This window comes from Pseudomonas sp. ok266 (assembly GCF_900110195.1).
Taxonomy (GTDB): domain Bacteria; phylum Pseudomonadota; class Gammaproteobacteria; order Pseudomonadales; family Pseudomonadaceae; genus Aquipseudomonas; species Aquipseudomonas neuropathica.
In genome coordinates, this window is sequence record NZ_FOCU01000014.1 from 1 (window position 1) to 16,883 (window position 16,883).

Sequence of the window (16,883 nt, forward strand, 5' to 3'; positions counted from 1 at the left end):
GTGGGAGCGCAGCGACCGTTTGGCGAAGCCAAACACAGCGAGAGGAGGTGCAGCGAAGCAAACCGTAGGCGCTGCGCCCGGATCGATCCCGGAGCGAAGGAACCCCGAGCCCCAGCGAGCGGGCCGAACGCCGGGGCCCAGCCTTTTGCTTACTTTTCGGCGTCTGGAAAAGTGAGTCGCTGTAAGAGCGAAACCGCCAGCCGCAGCACCCAAAGAAACGGATATCCACCCAACCCCCAAGAGCATGGTCGGCCCAAAGGCCGCCAAGCCTAAAAGCCCTAAGCCAAATCAGGATCCCGAAAAGAACGCAAAGTGTTGCTCTCCAACTCATACCGCAATTCTTCAATCAAAGCCTCAACCGACTCCGGCGTCCGCAGCGCATCAAGCTTCAACCCACTGATCACCAGATCCACCTGCCCCGACACCGGGTGATAAAGCTTCACGGTCAGCGAATGATCCCCATCCACCAGACACTCACACGCCAGCGGCGAAAAACTGCGTTCAAGCTGCGTGCGCAACTGCGCAAGATTCATCATCAGACTGTTCCTATAACGACTGCGAAGGGCCGCGATCCCGAGCCAGAAAAAACTCGTATCGCACCCCGCCAGACTAAGAACAGCCGTCGACCGCCAACACCTCAATATGCACCTGATGAACTAGTGCATTTGCACCTCAGCGCTGGCCCTTGGCGCCCCACTCCCCGGAAAACAATCCACGCTCGCGCGCCCAGACAATCGCCTCACTGCGACTGTGCACATCGAGCTTGGAATACACCGTGGCGACATGATTACGCACCGTGTTCGGTGCCAGTTTCAGCCGCGCCGCGATCTCCTTGTCCGCCAGCCCTTCACAGATCAACCCCAGCACATCGCGCTCACGCGCCGTCAGATCGGTGAACGAAACGCTAGGCAGTTGCGGCGAGTTGACCTTTTTCACATTGGCCAGTTTCTCGATCAACGTACGGCTAAACCAGGAAGCGTCTTTCATCACCTCCTCAATCGCCGCCACCAACTCAAGCTCGGTACGCTTGCGCTCGGTAATGTCCATCAGCACCAGCAAATAGCACGGTGTGTCCTGAATATTCACAGTGTCGGCGGACAGCGCGCACTCGAGCAGATCCGCATCCTTCTTGCGCACCCGCACATCCACCCGATCGACTCGCCCGTTTTTCGCCAGCGCCGCCAGCAACCGCGTGCGCGCGCCGCTGTCATCGATAAAGTCCAGCTGCGGCACGGTTTTGCCGAGCACGTCGTCGCTGTCATAAGCCAGGGTTTCGAGGAACGCCTGATTGACGTCGATCACCTGCTGTTCGTCGGCACTGCAAATCAGGATCGGCACCGGCGTCAGGCGAAACGCTTTGGCAAAACGCTCCTCACTCTGCCGCAACGCCACCTCGGCCTTGTGCCGCAGCTCCATGTCGACAAAGGAGAACAGCATGCAATCCTCATCGTTGAGCGTCAGTGGCTGACCGGCCACGATCACCTGCTTGCTACTGCCATCGGGCAGGCGCAGCTCGGCTTGCATCTGCGGGATGGTCGCGACGTCGCGCAGGCGCTGAATAGCCAGGTCCCGGTGTTCGGCCTGCTCGAAAATGTCGATTTCATAAGAGGACGTGCCAATCACCTGCTCGCGGGTGTACCCAGTCATTTCCAGAAACCCCGGATTGACCTTGATGTAACGCAGATCACTGAGCCGGCAGATCACTGCCGGTGCCGGGTTGGCGTTAAACGTCCTTTCGAAGCGCTGCTCGGCATTGGCCCAATCGGTGACATCGCTCATGATCAGCACCAGCGACTCGGGCTGCCCTTCGCGGTCAGTGAGAATCATGCTGCGTACGCTGTGCACCCAGATGCGTTCCGGGTCGTCGCTCGGCGACACTTCGATCAGCACGTCATTGAAACTCTCACAGCGCGCTACCCGGCTGATCGGGTAGTTTTCGGCGGTGATCGAGTGATTATTGCGATAGCGCAGGTTGAATTTCTTGGCGTATTCGTCGGCATTGTGGCCCAGATCGGTGATCCGTTTGACACCGTGCATGGCCAGCGCAGCTTCGTTGGCCCAGAGAATGCTCTGATCCAGCTCCAACAGGATCACCCCGTCGGACAGCCCGGCGATGATCTGCTGCAACTGGCGGCGGTTGGTTTCGGTGGTCAGGACTTCCTGGCTCATTGGATCTCCACAAGTGATACGGCCATGTGAAGAGTACGACCGCACGAGCTTGCGATCGTGCCAGCGTTAAATTCTTGCAACAACGCAAATCCCCTGTGGGAGCGAGCTTGCTCGCGAATGCGGTACTTCATTCAAACATTTTTCGACTGTCACTGTGCCTTCGCGAGCAAGCTCGCTCCCACAGGATTCAATGTTGGCTTGAGGTTTCGACCAACTCGCGCAGCGTATCGAGAAACAGCTTGAGCACCGGCGAAGCATCGTCCGCCCGATAAGTGGCATACAGCGGCACCTCCGGCAACGCCGGGGTCAGGCGCCGGAACACCAACCCCGCCGGGGCCAGTTGCTCAATGGACGCCGGCAACAGCGCCACGCCAAACCCGGCACGCACCAGACTCAGCAAGGTCTGCACCTCGATCACTTGTTGACGAATCTGCGGCGTGAACCCGGCCTGAATGCAGCATTGAAACAGAAAATGGGCGAACCGCGACTGCTTCAATTCCAGCGCCACAAACGGCTCCTGTGCCAGATCCGCCGGCGCCAGCACCGCGCGGCCAGCCAGCGGATGATCCGCCGGCATCACCACGTTGATCGGCTCGTAGATCAGCAGTTCATTGCGCAACTGCGGATCGTCATAGCCGACGCGAAACACACAAGCGTCGATGCGTTTCTCCTTCAACGCCTTGACCTGCGCCGCCGGGGTCATTTCATGCAAACGCCAGTTGACCTGCGGATAACGCTGGCGAAACAGGTGCAAGGCCTTGGGCAGCACGCCGACCATCACCGAACTGATCATGCCGATTTCCAGCTCACCGAGTTGTCCGCGCCCGGTCTGCCGCGTCAGGTCCAACGCCCGCTCAAGCTGTTCGAACACCAGCGGCGCCTGCTCCTTAAGCATCTGCCCCGCCGCCGTGAGTTCGACCCGATGATGGCTGCGCTCGAACAACGGCGTGCCGAGTTCTTCCTCCAGCAAACGAATCTGCTGGCTCAGCGGCGGCTGGCAGATATGCAGGCGCTCGGCGGCGCGACCGAAGTGCAGCTCATCGGCCAACGCCATGAAGTACCGCAGCAGACGCAGATCCATGACGGCTTACCCCAGACTCAGCGGCGTCGAACGCTGGCGTACGCCGGTCAGCGCGAACAAGGCATTGGCGATGGCCGGCACTACCGAAGGGCTGCCCAACTCGCCGACGCCACCGGGCTTACTCGGCTCGCCATTCAACACGACGATGTCGGTGGCCGGCATGTCGGACATGCGCATCACCCGGTAATCGTGGAAATTGCTCTGCACCACCCGGCCCTGTTTGATGTCGAGCCGATCGAACAACGCATGGCCAAGTCCCCACATCAGACCGCCGTAGATCTGTTCCTCGACACCGCCCGGCGAAACCGCCAGACCGCAATCGACCACACAGGTGAGTTTCTCGACCTGGGCCTTGCCATCAACCGTTGCCACTCGCGCAACCACCGCAATAAAACTGGTGTAACCCTGATTGGTCGCGATCCCCAGCGCCGTGCCCGGCGGCAACGGTTTGCCCCAACCGGCGCGCTCGGCAGCCTGCTTGAGCACGGCCACATGTCGTGGCCGCTCCTGCATATTGGCCAGCCGGAACGCCAATGGATCTTCGCCAGCGGCGTGGGCCAGCTCATCCATGAAGCTTTCCACGGCGAACACGTTGGGGATGAAGCTCACCGAGCGATACCAGCCGCTGGGCACGTGGCTTTCATGCTTGACCCAGTTCAGTTCCAGGTGCGGCGGTCGATAGGCGAAGTCCCACGCGGTGATCGCCTCGGTGGTGCTGTAATCCATATGGTCCGGCCGTTCGAAGTAACCCGGCTCCCACTGCTCCGGCGAGGCCGGCGACACCGCGTGCAGTTGCAGCGCGGTGAGTTTGCCCTGGGCGTCGAGCGCGCCTTTGACTCGATGCAAGGTCGCGGGGTGATTGAACAGCGCGTGCATTTCGTCCTCGCGACTGTTGAGCAGTTTCACCGGCACGCCGGTTTTCTGCGCCAGATACGCGACTTCGAACAACCAGTATTTAGCCTCCCGCGCGCCGAAGCTGCCGCCGGAGACCAATTCATGAATGGTCACGTTGGCCTTGTCGATGCCGCACACGGTTTGCGCCGCTTCCAGTGCCGAGGACGGCACCTGCACACCGCCCCAGTAAGTGATCGCTTTGTCCTTGACGTGGGCGGTGATGCAGATCGGTTCCAGCGGGTTCTGCACCTTGTAGGGCATGGTGTAATCGGCTTCGATCAGCTTCGCCGCGCCTGACCATTGCCCGGCGACATCACCCTGGGCCATGGCTTTGACGGTTTGTGCTTGCGGATCGCCGATGGCCTTGACCTGCGCGCTGGACAGTTGCTCGCTGTCGAACCCGGCCAAGGGCGAATCGCTCCATTTGATCGCCAGCAGATTGCGCCCCTGCTGCGCGGCCCAGAACGTATCCGCCAACACAGCGACGCCTTCCTGATTGCCGCCGAGCACATCAGGGCGCCCCGCAATCGCCAGCACTTTGCGCACGCCTGGCACCTGCAACGCGGCCGCTGAGTCGACGCTGAGCACTGTCGATCCAACCACCGGCGCGCGCTGAATCACAGCGACCAGCATGTCCGGCAGTTGCACGTCGATGCTGTACTTGAATTGCCCGCAGACCTTGGCCGCCGCATCACGTTTGTGGCGCAGTTTGCCGATGTATTTGAACTGCGCCGGATCCTTCAGCTTGACGTTTGTCGGGGCTGGCAGATTCGCCGCGACGCCGACCAGTTCGCCGTAACCGAGGCTGCGTTTGTTCGCAATGTAAACGACCCGACCTTCTTCGGTGGTGCAACTGTCAGGGCTGACTTTCCACTGCTTGGCGGCTGCCGTGATCAGTAGTGCCCGCGCCATGGCTCCGGCCATGCGCAGGCGCTCGTATTCCAGGGAAACACTGGTGCTGCCGCCAGTGGAAAAGACCTTCCAGACCGGATGAATGTAAGTCTCGAAAAACGGATCTTCCGGGGTGATGACCTGCACGGTCATCGGGTTGACGTCCAGTTCTTCCGCCACGCACGCGGCCAGCGCTGTTTGCGTGCCGGTGCCGGAGTCGTGCTTGTGCACCACCAGTTTCACCGTGCCGTCGGGAAAGATGCGCACCCAGGCATTGGGTTCGAATTCACTCGCCGAGGCCGGCGCTTTTGGGTCAGTCGCCGCCACGCCACCCGGCAGATAAAGGGCAATCGCCAGGCCCGAAGCAACCGTCGCCGCTTGCTTGAGAAACACTCGCCGCGGCAATTCTATGCGGCTGTCGTCGATAAGGCTCATCACGCCTCCTTCGGCGCATTCGCCGCGCGTTTGATCGCTTTGTTGATGCGCCCGTAAGTGCCGCAGCGGCAGATATTCCCGGACATCGCGTTGCGGATCGAATCGTCGGTCACCGCCGCACCGGTGTTGAGCAACGCGGCGGCGGACATGATCTGCCCGGATTGACAGTAACCGCATTGCGGCACATCTTCGGCGATCCAGGCCAGTTGCAACGGGTGGTTTTGCGTCGGTGACAAGCCTTCGATGGTGGTGATGCGGTGGCCCGCGACGGCCGCCGCCGGCAATTGGCAGGAACGTACCGCGACGCCGTCCAGGTGCACGGTGCAGGCACCGCACAGGCCCATGCCGCAACCGAACTTGGTGCCGGTGAGTTTCAGTTGATCACGCAGTACCCATAACAAGGGCTTGGAGGAGGATGCTTCATCCAGCTCGCGTCGTTCGCCGTTAACCGTGAATGCAATCATTGTCAGGCTCCAAAAGAGCGGCCCGTCTTTGTGCGGGCCTGGTGACCGATTATTGGAACCCCGGGCAAAACGCGGCCAGCGACGATTTCTGCCAACCGCTGTAAGCAGGACTAACAACATGTACAAGCGATACCCGTCGGTGCAGTCCATGAGCGCGTTTATCCACGCGGCGCGCAGCGGCAGTTTCTCCAGTGCTGCGCGCAAGCTCGATCTGACCCACAGCGCCATCAGTCAGCAGATCCGCGCGCTGGAAGATTTCATCGGCCAGCCGCTGTTCGTGCGTGAAGGTGGCGGCAGCAATCTGACCGACGCCGGGCAGTTGTTTGCCAGTGTGCTGTCGGACGGTCTGGCGCAGATTGATCGCGCCTTGTCCTCGGTGAAAAACCGCAGCATGGCGCAACGCCTGACCCTCGACGTCGACAGTGAACTGGCGCAGAGCTGGCTCAATCCGCGCCTGCCGCAGCTGCTCGATGAACTGCCGGATTACGAGGTGACGCTGCTGTCGATGCCGCGCAGTGATCGCAGTACGTTTGAGCGGGTCGATCTGGCGTTGCGTTATGGCTATGGCGATTGGGACGACTGCGAGATGACGCAGATTTGTGGCGATCGGGTATTGGCGGTGGCTTCGCCAGAGTTGCTGGAACGCTATGGTTTGCAAGTGCCGCTTAGCCCGGCGCAGATCCTGCAGTTGCCGCTATTGGGGTATACGCGGCGGTCGTGGATTCCATGGCTGGATGCGGCCGGGATGACACCAAACGAACCGTCGGCGCGGGTGATTTTTGATAATGCGGCGAATTTGATTGCGGCGGCTGAGGCCGGCGTTGGCGCAGGGTTGGTGCGTGGATTACTGGCGGCTGATGCATTGCGCTGTGGGCGATTGGTGGCGTTGAACGAGGCGCAGATTGCGGCGCATTACAACCTGTATGCGGTGTGGCCGCATGGGCAGGCTGAGCGTGTGGCGCCGGTGGTTGAAGCGATCAGGCAGTTGGCTTTGCGTACGCTTGAAATCCAGCCCTCACCCTAACCCTCCCGAAACGTCGGACCGCCCAGAGGTAGAGGGGACCGATCGGGGGATATTGGCGAATTACACCGACTTGAGAGATCAGCATTGAATCCATAATCGACTCGATCTGAAAGAGGGATGCTGCAGAAAATCGTCGACCTGAATCTGCCTCACCGAATCCATAATCGACTCGATCTTTCAGGTCGATGTCAGGCACAAGACACCTCGGTCGGCCCCCTCTCCCTCCGGGCGGTCCGACGTTTCGGGAGGGCTGGGGTGAGGGTCGCTTTTGACCTGTCCATATCGAACGCATATCACCACCGCGCCCAATTAATATTGTACGAACCCAACCCCGTCTTCCAATACTCGCCCTCAGCAACCACCCACCCGGGCCGGATGCGAACAGGCGAGGGAATGCGCATGTCTTGCGCATAGCAACGGCCGATTGCCCGGGACGTGGATGCCGAGAGCCGCAAGGCTCCCTTCCCCGCTATCAGGAGATCGACTGCAATGATCATCGATATCAGCTGCTATCCCACGGATCTCGTGGACCTCGCCTGGAGGCATGACGGTGACCCGTTCACCGGCGAGCGTCTGCTGGAGATGATGGATGGCCCGTACATGGTCAACGGCAAGCCGCGCCGTATCGACAAAGCCTTCATCCAGCCGCCGCAGGGCAACACGATTTACACCTGGACCGACGGCGACCTCAGCGGCCGCGAATCCATCGACGCCTACATGGCCTATACCCTGAAAATGGTCCAGACCTACCCGGACCGCTTCATCGGCTGCTTCGTCTACAACCCGCGCTGCGGTGTGGAAAACGGCGTCGAGGCGATCGAGCGCTACGTCAAGGAACACGGTTTCGGCATGGTGCAGATGCAGGCCAACATGCATGCCTACCGGCCTGACCGTGCACTTGACTGGGTGCGCCCATGCTTCGAGAAATGCGCCGAGCTGGGTATTCCGGTCAAGCTGCACACCGGCGATGGGCCTTACAGCATCCCGTCGGAATGGGTGCCGATGATCAAGGAGTTTCCCAACGTCAATTTCATCATGGCCCACTTCGGCGTGCAGACCGGCGGCGTCTATGTGTTCGAACCGATGCAATGGGCGATGGAATTGCCCAACGTCTACTGCGAATCCGGCTGGTGCCTGCAATCGCGGATCGTCGAATTCGCCAAGGTCTTGCCGACGCACAAGATCCTCTTCGGCACCGACACGCCACCGAACGAACCGGGCATGTGGCTGCGCCTGCTCGAAGTGCTCTGCCACGAGCCGCCGCAAGGCCTGAACCTCGACGAGGACACCCTCGAAGAATACCTGGGCAACAACACCGCGCGGATGATCGGCCTCGAACCGACCCCGCCACCGCGTTCCGTTTCCGAAGCAGAGGCGCAACTCAAGCGTCCCGTCACTACTCAACTGGCCAGGAGCTGAACCGATGATCATCGACACCCATCTGCACCCCACCAATCTGGTCGACGAGGCCTGGCGCCACACCGGCGAACCGTTCACCGGTGAGCGCATGCTCAAGTTGATGGACGGCCCGTACATGATCAACGGCAAACCGCGCCGCATCGACATGGGTTTCATCCAGCCGCCACCGGGCAACACCGGTTATCGCGACGGCAACCGCCGGGGCCGCGAGGGCGTGCGCGACTACATGTCCTACGTCGCCGAACTCTGTGTGAAGTACCCGGACCGCTTCATCGGCAACTTCAACTTCAACCCGCGCTGGGGGCCGGAAAACGGTGCGGCGGAGCTGGAATTCCACATCAAGGAATACGGCTTCAAGATGCTCAAACTGCACGCCAACATGCACGGCTATCGCCCGGATCGCGCACTCGACTGGTTGCGCCCGGCGATGAAGGTCTGCGCCAAGTACAACATCGTCGTGCTGATCCACACCGGCGACGGCCCGTACACGATTCCAACGATGTTCTACCCGATCATCCGCGAGTTCCCGATGGTCAATTTCATCATCGGCCACTTCGGTATCCAGACTGGTGGCAACTACTCATTCGAAGCGTTCTGGATGGCCATGGACACGCCGAACGTTTACTGCGAATCGGGCTGGTGCTTCCAGTCGCGGATCGTCGAATTCGCCAAGGAGCTGCCGCGCAACAAGATCGTGTTCGGCACCGATTCACCGCCGAACGAACCGGGCATGTGGCTGCGCGAACTTGAGGTGTTGTGCTCACCGGCGCCGCAAGGTCTGGGTATCGATGAGGATCATCTCGAAGACTACCTGGGCAACAACATCGCCCGGTTGTGCGGGATCGAACCGACGCCACCGCCCAAGGATCTGGTCGAGGCCGACATACGCCTGACCACCACCTATCTGTAGCCATACACAAAACCTGTGGGAGCGAGCTTGCTCGCGAATGCGGTGTGTCATTCAACAACGATGGTGACTGAATCAATGCCTTCGCGAGCAAGCTCGCTCCCACAGGGTTCGTTGCCAGAATTTAAAAGCACAGCGACTTTACAGGCACGAAGATGACCCGGCGTTCGCTCGACCGGCAGGCCAACGGCTGGCCGCGCGATCGCCCTCTCACCCCTGCGTGCCTGCTTTTTACGAGGTGACACCATGACCCGTTCGACGCTCGGCGATTCTCAGGACTTTCACGTGTTCATCGACGCCTATCGCCGTGAGTACCCGGACGATGTGCTGACTGTCACCCCAGCGATTTCCGCCGATCAGGACGTCACCGCCCTGGTCGATGCCCTCGCCACCCAAGGTCGCGATCCACTGCTGATCTGCGAACACGTCGGCAACCTCGGTGTTCCGGTGGCGACCAATCTGTTTGCCTCCCGAACCCGCATTGCCCGGCTGTTCGGCGTCACTGCGGCGCAACTGCACGAAACCTTCCAGACCCGCGCCAACCAGCCCATCGCACCACGCTATGTGGAGAGCGGTCCGATCCTCGATGAGGTCTTCGAAGGCGAAGCGCTGGACCTGGCGCTGCTGCCGATGCTCAAACATTTCGCCAGCGATCGCGGCCCATACATCACTAACGCCATCATCATTGCCGAGGACCCGCTGACCGGCATCGCCAACATGAGCTATCACCGCTCGATGCGCCACGCCCGGCAAGCACTTGCGACCAGCCTGCATTCCCGTGGGCACTTGTGGCGGATGTTGCAGACCGCTCGCGAGCGTGGCGAAGAGTTGCGCGTGGCGATGGTCGTCGGTGCGCATCCGTTGTTCATGCTCGCCGCTGCTGCGCGCTTGCCTTATGGCGCCGATGAACGTGCCGTCGCTGGCGGGCTGTTCGGCGCGCCGCTGGAGCTGGTGAAAACCCCACGCTACGGCATCGGTGTGCCGGCGTATGCCGAGTTCGTGCTGGAGGGTGCGATCGACCCGGCGGCCTACGCCGAGGAAGGCCCGTTCGGTGAATTCAGCGGTTACTCCTCGGATCGTTCGACCAACAACGTGCTGCGCGTGGATACGCTGTTAAAGCGCAAAGACGCCTGGCTGGTCGACGTCATGGGCGGCCGCTACGCCGAGCACCTGACCCTCGCCCGCCTGCCGCGCGAAGCGGAAATGAGCGAGAAACTGAAAGCGCGTTTCCCCGCCGTCACCGCCGTGCATTACCCCAATTCCGGCACGCACTTTCACTGCTACGTGGCGCTGGATCAGAGTCGCGACGGCGAGGCGCGGCAGATCATGCTCGCCTTGCTCGGCTGGGATCCGTACCTGAAAACCGTGATCGCGGTGGACAGCGACATCGACATCAGCGATGACAGCCAGGTGCTGTGGGCGCTGGCCACGCATTTCCAGCCGCATCTGGATATTTTTACCATTGATGGCTTGCCGGGCAGTCCGCTCGATCCATCGTCCTCGGTGAATGGCACCACCTCGCGGATGGGCCTCGATGCAACTCGCGGCTCCGGGTTTGACGGAATCAAGGCGCAGCTCGATCAGGAAGTTCTCGAGCGCGCGCGGGTTTTGCTCAAAGGACTTGAATCATGAACCGCCAGCGGATGGTGGTCGGTATCAGCGGCGCGTCCGGGTTTATCTATGGCGTGCGACTCCTGCAATTGCTCGCCGAGCTGAACATCGAAAGCCATCTGATCATCAGCCGCGCCGCGCTGCTGACCATGGCCCACGAAACCGACTACAAATTGGCCGACGTGACCGCGCTGGCCAGTCATTACCACCGCGCCGATGACGTCGCCGCCGGGATCGCCAGCGGATCGTTTCGCTGCCTCGGGATGGTGGTTGCGCCGTGCTCGATGAGGACGTTGGCGGAGATTGCCAACGGCACGTCCTCGGGGCTGATCGGCCGCGCCGCCGACGTCACGCTCAAGGAACGCCGCACGCTGGTGTTGATGGCCCGCGAAACGCCGCTGACCCTCGCCCATCTGCGCAACATGACCGCCGTCACCGAGATGGGCGGGATCATCGCCCCGCCGGTGCCCGCCTTCTATGCCCGCCCGGAAAGCCTTGCGCAAATGGTCGACCACAGCCTCGGTCGCGTGCTCGATCTGTTTGGTCTCGATGCGGGCGTCGCCACCCGCTGGCGAGAACACACAACCCCCTGTAGGAGTGAGCCTGCTCGCGATGACGTTGTATCAATCACATAAATGTCGGCTGATACACCGCCATCGCGAGCAGGCTCACTCCTACAGAAAAGCAGCATCACCCGAATTCAGTGTGCACCGGTCAATCAAAGGAGCCTCACCATGAACACCCCCTTCAACGCCCCAACCCGCAACACCAAAATCCCTGTAACCATCCTCACTGGTTTCCTCGGTGCCGGTAAAACCACCCTGCTCAATTACATCCTCAAGGAAAACCACGGCCGCAAAATCGCCGTGATCGAAAACGAGTTCGGCGAAGTCGGTATCGACGGCGACCTCGTCCTCAGTTCCGAGACCGAAGAAATCTACGAGATGGTCAACGGCTGCGTGTGCTGCACTGCCGAGGTTCGCGAGGACCTGGTGCGCATCGTCCGCGAACTGGTGGCGCGGCCGGTGCGACTCGATCACATCCTCATCGAAACCAGTGGCCTGGCCGATCCGTATCCAGTGGCGCAGAGCTTCTTCATCAATGACCCGATCGCCGAAGAAGTAGAACTCGACGCGATCGTAACCATGGTCGACGCCAAACACATCGCTCAGCATCTGGAGGATCTGCAACTCGATGGCGTCGACAATCAGGCGGTGGACCAGATTGTCTGCGCCGACCGGATCGTCATCAACAAGGTCGATCTGGTCAGCACTGAGGAAGTGGAAACCCTGCGCGGCAAGATCCGTGGCTTGAACGCCACAGCGGATCTGGTGACCTCGACTCACGCGCAAATCGATCTGACGAAAATCCTCGGCATCGGCGCATTCGAATGCACGCAGAAGCTCATGGAAATCGGTGCTGAACCTGAGCACCACGACCACCACGATCATCATCACGAAGCGCCCGATCACGAACACGATCCAAGCGTGTCATCGGTGGGCATCGCCGTGGACGGCGCGGTCAACCTGATGGCTTTCCACCGCTGGATCAGCGAACTACGTTCCTCCCAGGCCGACAATCTGTACCGCATGAAAGGCGTGCTGGCGGTGGCCAACGAGGACCAGCGCTACGTGCTGCAAGGCGTGCACAGTCTGGTGGAATTCCGCGCCTCGACCGCGTGGGGCACGGAGCCCCGCTCGAGCAAGATCGTATTCATCGGCCGCGACCTCGACCGCGCGGCGCTGAACCAGGGCTTCGCCGCCTGCCTGGCAGGCTGAAACAAGGCATCGAAGCCGGTGGATGGCGGCTTCGCAGCACGAATGACTGATGTTCGCCACTTGGGGCTGCACAAGTCCCTGTGGGAGCGAGCTTGCTCGCGAAGAGGCCGTCACATTCAACCTCTCAGTTGACTGACATATCGCCTTCGCGAGCAAGCTCGCTCCCACAGGGTTCCACTGTGTCCTTGAGCTGATCAGCATCAGACGAATACCCCTCTCTACCGCATAAAAACAGCCAGAGGTGTTTCCCCATGTCGTCAGCCCCATCTCCAACGCAATCCGCCGCCACCGTGCACCCCGTCGACCGCATTTTACCGGTGCGACAGATGCTCACCCTCGGCCTGCAACACATGGCCGTGTCGTACATCGGCGCCATCGCCGTGCCGTTGATTGTCGCCAGTGCCTTGAAAATGTCTCATGCCGACACGGTGGTGCTGATCAGCACCACGCTGTTCTGCTCGGGCATCGCCACCCTGTTGCAAACCGTTGGTTTCTGGAAATTCGGCGTGCGCCTGCCAATTCTGCAAGGCGTGGCGTTCAGTAGCGTCGGCCCGGTGATCGCCATCGGCAGCAACCCGGAGGTGGGCTTTGCCGGAGTCTGCGGGGCGGTGATCGGAGCCGGGTTATTCACCATGCTGATGGCGCCGTTCGTGGGTCGATTGCGGCGATTTTTTCCGCCGGTGGTGACCGGTTGCATCGTCACCGTGATCGGCTTGCAGCTGTTCCCGATTGCCTATGAATGGGTCGGCGGCGGGCGCAACGCGAGCAACTTCGGCGCCCCGGCGTTTCTCGGTGTGGCGGTGGTGGTGTTGCTGACGATTCTGCTGGTCAACCGCTACGGCAGCCCGCTACTGCGCAACATGGCGGTGCTGATCGGGATGCTGATCGGTGCAGGCCTCGCGTATGGCCTCGGCATGGGCAGTTTCCACAGCGTCGAAGAAGCGCCGTGGCTGACCGTACCCTACCCGTTCTATTTCGGTCTGCCGACTTTCAGTCTGATCCCGATCGCGACCATGGTGGTGGTGATGATCGTGCAGATGGTCGAGTCGATGGGGCTGTTCGTGGCCATCGGCGACATCGTCGAAAAGCCGGTGGAAGACAAACAGGTCATCAATGGCCTGCGCGCCAACGGCCTGGCCAGCACCATCGCCGGGATGTTCGCCGCGTTTCCGTTTATCGCCTTCATGGAAAACGTCGGCCTGGTGATCCTCACCGGCGTGCGCAGCCGTTGGGTGGTCGCAGTCAGCGGCCTGCTGATGTGCTCGATTGCCCTGGTGCCGAAGGCCGGCGCGATCATCGCTTCGATGCCGACCGCCGCCCTCGGAGGAGCTGGCATCGCCATGTTCGGCGTGGTCGCAGCGGCAGGCATCCAGACCCTCGCCAAAGTCGACTACGAGCGCAATCGCTACAACGTGCTGATCGTCGGTTTCACCATCGCCGCCGCGCTGGTACCGGTGCTCGCGCCAACCCTGTTCAAACAACTCCCCGAGTGGTCGCAGCCGTTCCTGCACAGCAGCGTGGTCATCGCCTGTCTGGTGTCGGTGCTGCTCAACGCCGCGCTGAATGGCGTCAGTGTGGCGGAAACCACCGCCAGCAAATCCGCCTCGCACATCCTTTAGTTTGGAGCTGCCCATGACTCAACTTCAGAACATCCTGATCAAGCACCCGGTCGCGGTGATGACCGGCCTGCGCGGCCCCCGCGCGCGGGCCGGTGCCGTGGACATCCGCGTGGTCAATGGCCGCATTGCCGAAATGGCTGCGAACCTTGAGCCACAACCCGGCGAACGGGTGATCGACGCGCGCAACTGCGTGGTCTACCCGGGCTGGATCAACACCCACCATCACCTGTTCCAGAACCTGCTCAAAGCCGTGCCCGAAGGTTTGAATCAAGACCTGCAAGGCTGGCTGGCCAGCGTGCCCTACCCGCGCCTCAACCGCTTTACCCCGCAACTGGCGCGGATCGCCGCGCGGTTGGGCATGGTCGAATTGCTGCTGTCCGGCGTCACCACCTGCGCCGATCACCATTATCTCTACCACGCCCACGGCAGCACCGAGACCGGTGATCTGCTGTTCGATCTGGCGGATGAGTTTGGCCTGCGCTTTGTCCTGTGCCGTGGCGGCGCGCTGGAGTCGGCGAGCGCCCATCCGGGCTTCTCGAAAACCGCGCTGCAACCGGAAAGCCTTGAGCAAATGGTCGGCGATATCGAACGGTTGAAATCGCGGTACCACCAGGACACCCCGGACGCGATGCGCCGCGTGGTGGTCGCCCCGACCACGCCAACGTTCTCGCTGCCGCCAACCCTGTTGCGCGAACTCGCGCACACCGCGCGCGGCCTTGGCTTACGCCTGCACACACACTTATCGGAAACGCAAAACTACGTGAATTTCTGCCGCGAAAAATACAATTGCCTGCCGGTGGAATTCGTCGCCGAGCACGAATGGCTCGGCCCGGATGTCTGGTTCGCCCATGCCGTGCATCTACAACCCGGTGAAATCCGCATGCTCGCGCAGACCGGCACCGGCGTCTCCCACTGCCCGGTGAGTAACGCTCGGCTGGGCAGCGGCGTGGCGCCTGTGCCGCAGATGTATGAGGCCGGCGTGCCGATTTCCCTGGGAGTGGATGGCGTAGCCTCGAACGAGTCCGGAAGCATGGTTGGCGAAGCCAACACTGCATGGCTGATCCACCGCGCAGAACAAGGCGCCTCGGCGACCACGGTGGAAGATGTCATTCACTGGGGCACGGCGGGCGGCGCGCAAGTGCTAGGCCTCGGCGCCGTTGGCACACTTGAAGTCGGTCAGGCGGCGGATCTGGTGATCTACAGCCTCGACCATCCACGCTTCTATGGCTTCCACGACAGCGCCGTCGCGTCCGTGGTAGCGGGTGAACCGATCACGGTGAAATACAGCCTGGTCGGCGGCCGCGTGGTCGTGGAGAACGGCGTGATTCCGGGCCTGGACATCGAACGCATGCGCGCCGAAGCATGGGAAGGTGTGCAGCAACTGATGAACGTCGACGACTGATTCCAATCCACCACAACTTCAATGTGGGAGTGAGCCTGCTCGCGAAGGCATATTGTCAGCCACTGCAACATTGACTGATCCAACGCTTTCGCGAGCAGGCTCGCTCCCACATAAAGCCGTCGCATTCGCGACTTCCTGCTTTCTCGACTAACGTTATTACCTCATCGGACAGAGCCCCTGCCCGCAACACCGGGCTCTTGATCAAGGAGAGACTGATGACGTCGCGTCGCAACATCGAACAGACCTATCGCACCTGGTCCAGCCCGATTCTGCTGGAGCTGAAAAAGCGTGAACACCAAATGGCGCCGGTCGAGCGTCAGGCACTTGAGAATGTTTTGCTGGAAAGAAGGTTGCTGGACATCGGCGGCCCGGAGGGTATTGAACGTCGTCGAAACAGCGGTGCCTGACACTGCGCTTTCGCGAGCAGGCTCGCTCCCACCGGGCATGAAGTGTTCACACATCATGTGTTCACCCGCAATCACTGTGGGAGCGAGCCTGCTCGAGAAGAGGCCCGTGTAGACGTCTCCATCATTTGGGGCGACGCACCGCCCTCACCCGCCCTGTGTCTCCACCGCCGCAATAGAATCGATCAGCGCCGTCGGCTTCCAGTCCGGAAACACCTTGCCCCGCGGGCATTTTCAGAGCCTCAAGGACCTTGCCATCCTGCGAATCGATCCGCCGCAGCTCACTCTCATCATCCTCCCAGGTGCCATGCCACAACGCACCCTCCACCCAGGTCACCCCGGTGACAAACCGGTTCGACTCCAACGTACGCAGGATCTCGCCAGTCTGCGGATCAATCTGATGAATCTTGCGCTCGCGATACTGCCCGACCCATAACGAGCCATCCGCCCAGGCCATGCCTGAGTCGCCGCCATTCCCCGGGGCCGGGATGGTGTGGAGCACGCGCCCCGTGGCCGGATCGATCTTGTGGATGCGGCGGTCGGCAATCTGGTACAGGTGCTGGCCGTCAAAAGCGGTACCGCCGTCGGCGCCAACCTTGATCGTGCGCACGGTTTCGCCACTGGCCGGATCCAGTGCATTGAGCTGGCCGTCGCTGGCAAACCAGACCTGCTGGCCATCGAATGTCACGCCGTGAATGCCTTTGATGTCATCAAAAGGACCGTACTCGCGAAGGATTTCTGCGTTTGCTTGTTTCATGGCAACTTCCTCGTGGATGTGTGGGTCC

At 61.2% G+C, this 16,883-nt stretch carries 15 protein-coding genes; 9 read left to right on the top strand and 6 right to left on the bottom strand.

The genetic code is table 11. The annotated features are described in order from the left end of the window. Positions 1 to 278: 278 nt before the first annotated feature. The 5 genes from BMY54_RS24140 to BMY54_RS24160 form a co-directional block, all read right to left on the bottom strand. A complete protein-coding gene (locus BMY54_RS24140; protein WP_093438847.1) occupies positions 279 to 536 on the bottom strand; it encodes a DUF1652 domain-containing protein in 258 nt (85 codons plus the stop codon). 136 nt (positions 537 to 672) lie between these two features. Next, positions 673 to 2,169 carry a helix-turn-helix transcriptional regulator gene (locus BMY54_RS24145; RefSeq protein ID WP_093438852.1) on the bottom strand — a complete coding sequence of 499 codons (1,497 nt, stop codon included), beginning with the start codon at positions 2,167 to 2,169 and terminating at the stop codon, positions 673 to 675. Positions 2,170 to 2,356: 187 nt separating this feature from the next. Further along, positions 2,357 to 3,250, bottom strand: a complete 894-nt coding sequence (locus BMY54_RS24150; protein ID WP_093438857.1) for a LysR substrate-binding domain-containing protein — start codon at positions 3,248 to 3,250, stop codon at positions 2,357 to 2,359. A 6-nt stretch (positions 3,251 to 3,256) separates the two neighbouring features. Continuing rightward, complete coding sequence (locus BMY54_RS24155; protein ID WP_093438862.1) at positions 3,257 to 5,470, bottom strand: xanthine dehydrogenase family protein molybdopterin-binding subunit; 2,214 nt, start codon at positions 5,468 to 5,470, stop codon at positions 3,257 to 3,259. Beyond that, positions 5,470 to 5,934, bottom strand: a complete 465-nt coding sequence (locus BMY54_RS24160; protein ID WP_093438867.1) for a (2Fe-2S)-binding protein — start codon at positions 5,932 to 5,934, stop codon at positions 5,470 to 5,472. Before BMY54_RS24160 ends, BMY54_RS24155 begins: the two co-directional genes overlap by 1 nt. 118 nt (positions 5,935 to 6,052) lie before the next feature. On the opposite strand from BMY54_RS24160, the gene BMY54_RS24165 reads away from it, so the two are divergent. The 9 genes from BMY54_RS24165 to BMY54_RS24205 all read left to right on the top strand — a co-directional run bounded on the left by BMY54_RS24165 (position 6,053) and on the right by BMY54_RS24205 (position 16,101). After that, a complete protein-coding gene (locus BMY54_RS24165) occupies positions 6,053 to 6,958 on the top strand; it encodes a LysR substrate-binding domain-containing protein (RefSeq protein ID WP_093438872.1) in 906 nt (301 codons plus the stop codon). Positions 6,959 to 7,447: 489 nt separating this feature from the next. After that, a complete protein-coding gene (locus tag BMY54_RS24170) occupies positions 7,448 to 8,377 on the top strand; it encodes an amidohydrolase family protein (protein WP_077572225.1) in 930 nt (309 codons plus the stop codon). 4 nt (positions 8,378 to 8,381) lie between these two features. Next, positions 8,382 to 9,287: an amidohydrolase family protein gene (locus BMY54_RS24175; protein ID WP_003224037.1), complete on the top strand. Its 906-nt coding sequence runs from the start codon at positions 8,382 to 8,384 to the stop codon at positions 9,285 to 9,287. A gap of 243 nt (positions 9,288 to 9,530) precedes the next feature. Then, positions 9,531 to 10,916 (top strand): UbiD family decarboxylase, encoded by a 1,386-nt coding sequence (locus BMY54_RS24180; protein WP_093438877.1) that lies wholly within the window; start codon positions 9,531 to 9,533, stop codon positions 10,914 to 10,916. Next, positions 10,913 to 11,530, top strand: a complete 618-nt coding sequence (locus BMY54_RS24185) for a UbiX family flavin prenyltransferase (protein WP_093438882.1) — start codon at positions 10,913 to 10,915, stop codon at positions 11,528 to 11,530. Before BMY54_RS24180 ends, BMY54_RS24185 begins: the two co-directional genes overlap by 4 nt. A 99-nt stretch (positions 11,531 to 11,629) precedes the next feature. Then, entirely contained in the window at positions 11,630 to 12,673 is a 1,044-nt protein-coding gene (locus BMY54_RS24190; protein WP_093438887.1) for a CobW family GTP-binding protein, read from the top strand. Positions 12,674 to 12,924: 251 nt separating this feature from the next. Continuing rightward, on the top strand, positions 12,925 to 14,292 hold the full coding sequence (locus tag BMY54_RS24195) for a nucleobase:cation symporter-2 family protein (RefSeq protein ID WP_093438891.1): 1,368 nt from the start codon (positions 12,925 to 12,927) through the stop codon (positions 14,290 to 14,292). A gap of 13 nt (positions 14,293 to 14,305) precedes the next feature. Then, positions 14,306 to 15,694: an amidohydrolase family protein gene (locus tag BMY54_RS24200; RefSeq protein WP_093438895.1), complete on the top strand. Its 1,389-nt coding sequence runs from the start codon at positions 14,306 to 14,308 to the stop codon at positions 15,692 to 15,694. A gap of 215 nt (positions 15,695 to 15,909) precedes the next feature. After that, entirely contained in the window at positions 15,910 to 16,101 is a 192-nt protein-coding gene (locus BMY54_RS24205; RefSeq protein WP_077572215.1) for a hypothetical protein, read from the top strand. Positions 16,102 to 16,222: 121 nt separating this feature from the next. Here BMY54_RS24205 and BMY54_RS24210 read toward each other — a convergent pair whose 3' ends face one another. Then, positions 16,223 to 16,855: a Vgb family protein gene (locus tag BMY54_RS24210; RefSeq protein ID WP_093438900.1), complete on the bottom strand. Its 633-nt coding sequence runs from the start codon at positions 16,853 to 16,855 to the stop codon at positions 16,223 to 16,225. Positions 16,856 to 16,883: the final 28 nt, after the last annotated feature.

Coding starts and splice junctions, on each gene's coding strand:
- BMY54_RS24205 (WP_077572215.1), top strand. CDS start 15,910: ATGACGTCGCGTCGCAACATCGAACAGACCTATCGCACCTGGTCCAGC.
- BMY54_RS24140 (WP_093438847.1), bottom strand. CDS start 536: ATGATGAATCTTGCGCAGTTGCGCACGCAGCTTGAACGCAGTTTTTCG.
- BMY54_RS24170 (WP_077572225.1), top strand. CDS start 7,448: ATGATCATCGATATCAGCTGCTATCCCACGGATCTCGTGGACCTCGCC.
- BMY54_RS24165 (WP_093438872.1), top strand. CDS start 6,053: ATGTACAAGCGATACCCGTCGGTGCAGTCCATGAGCGCGTTTATCCAC.
- BMY54_RS24160 (WP_093438867.1), bottom strand. CDS start 5,934: ATGATTGCATTCACGGTTAACGGCGAACGACGCGAGCTGGATGAAGCA.
- BMY54_RS24190 (WP_093438887.1), top strand. CDS start 11,630: ATGAACACCCCCTTCAACGCCCCAACCCGCAACACCAAAATCCCTGTA.
- BMY54_RS24145 (WP_093438852.1), bottom strand. CDS start 2,169: ATGAGCCAGGAAGTCCTGACCACCGAAACCAACCGCCGCCAGTTGCAG.
- BMY54_RS24200 (WP_093438895.1), top strand. CDS start 14,306: ATGACTCAACTTCAGAACATCCTGATCAAGCACCCGGTCGCGGTGATG.
- BMY54_RS24210 (WP_093438900.1), bottom strand. CDS start 16,855: ATGAAACAAGCAAACGCAGAAATCCTTCGCGAGTACGGTCCTTTTGAT.
- BMY54_RS24195 (WP_093438891.1), top strand. CDS start 12,925: ATGTCGTCAGCCCCATCTCCAACGCAATCCGCCGCCACCGTGCACCCC.
- BMY54_RS24155 (WP_093438862.1), bottom strand. CDS start 5,470: ATGAGCCTTATCGACGACAGCCGCATAGAATTGCCGCGGCGAGTGTTT.
- BMY54_RS24150 (WP_093438857.1), bottom strand. CDS start 3,250: ATGGATCTGCGTCTGCTGCGGTACTTCATGGCGTTGGCCGATGAGCTG.
- BMY54_RS24175 (WP_003224037.1), top strand. CDS start 8,382: ATGATCATCGACACCCATCTGCACCCCACCAATCTGGTCGACGAGGCC.
- BMY54_RS24180 (WP_093438877.1), top strand. CDS start 9,531: ATGACCCGTTCGACGCTCGGCGATTCTCAGGACTTTCACGTGTTCATC.
- BMY54_RS24185 (WP_093438882.1), top strand. CDS start 10,913: ATGAACCGCCAGCGGATGGTGGTCGGTATCAGCGGCGCGTCCGGGTTT.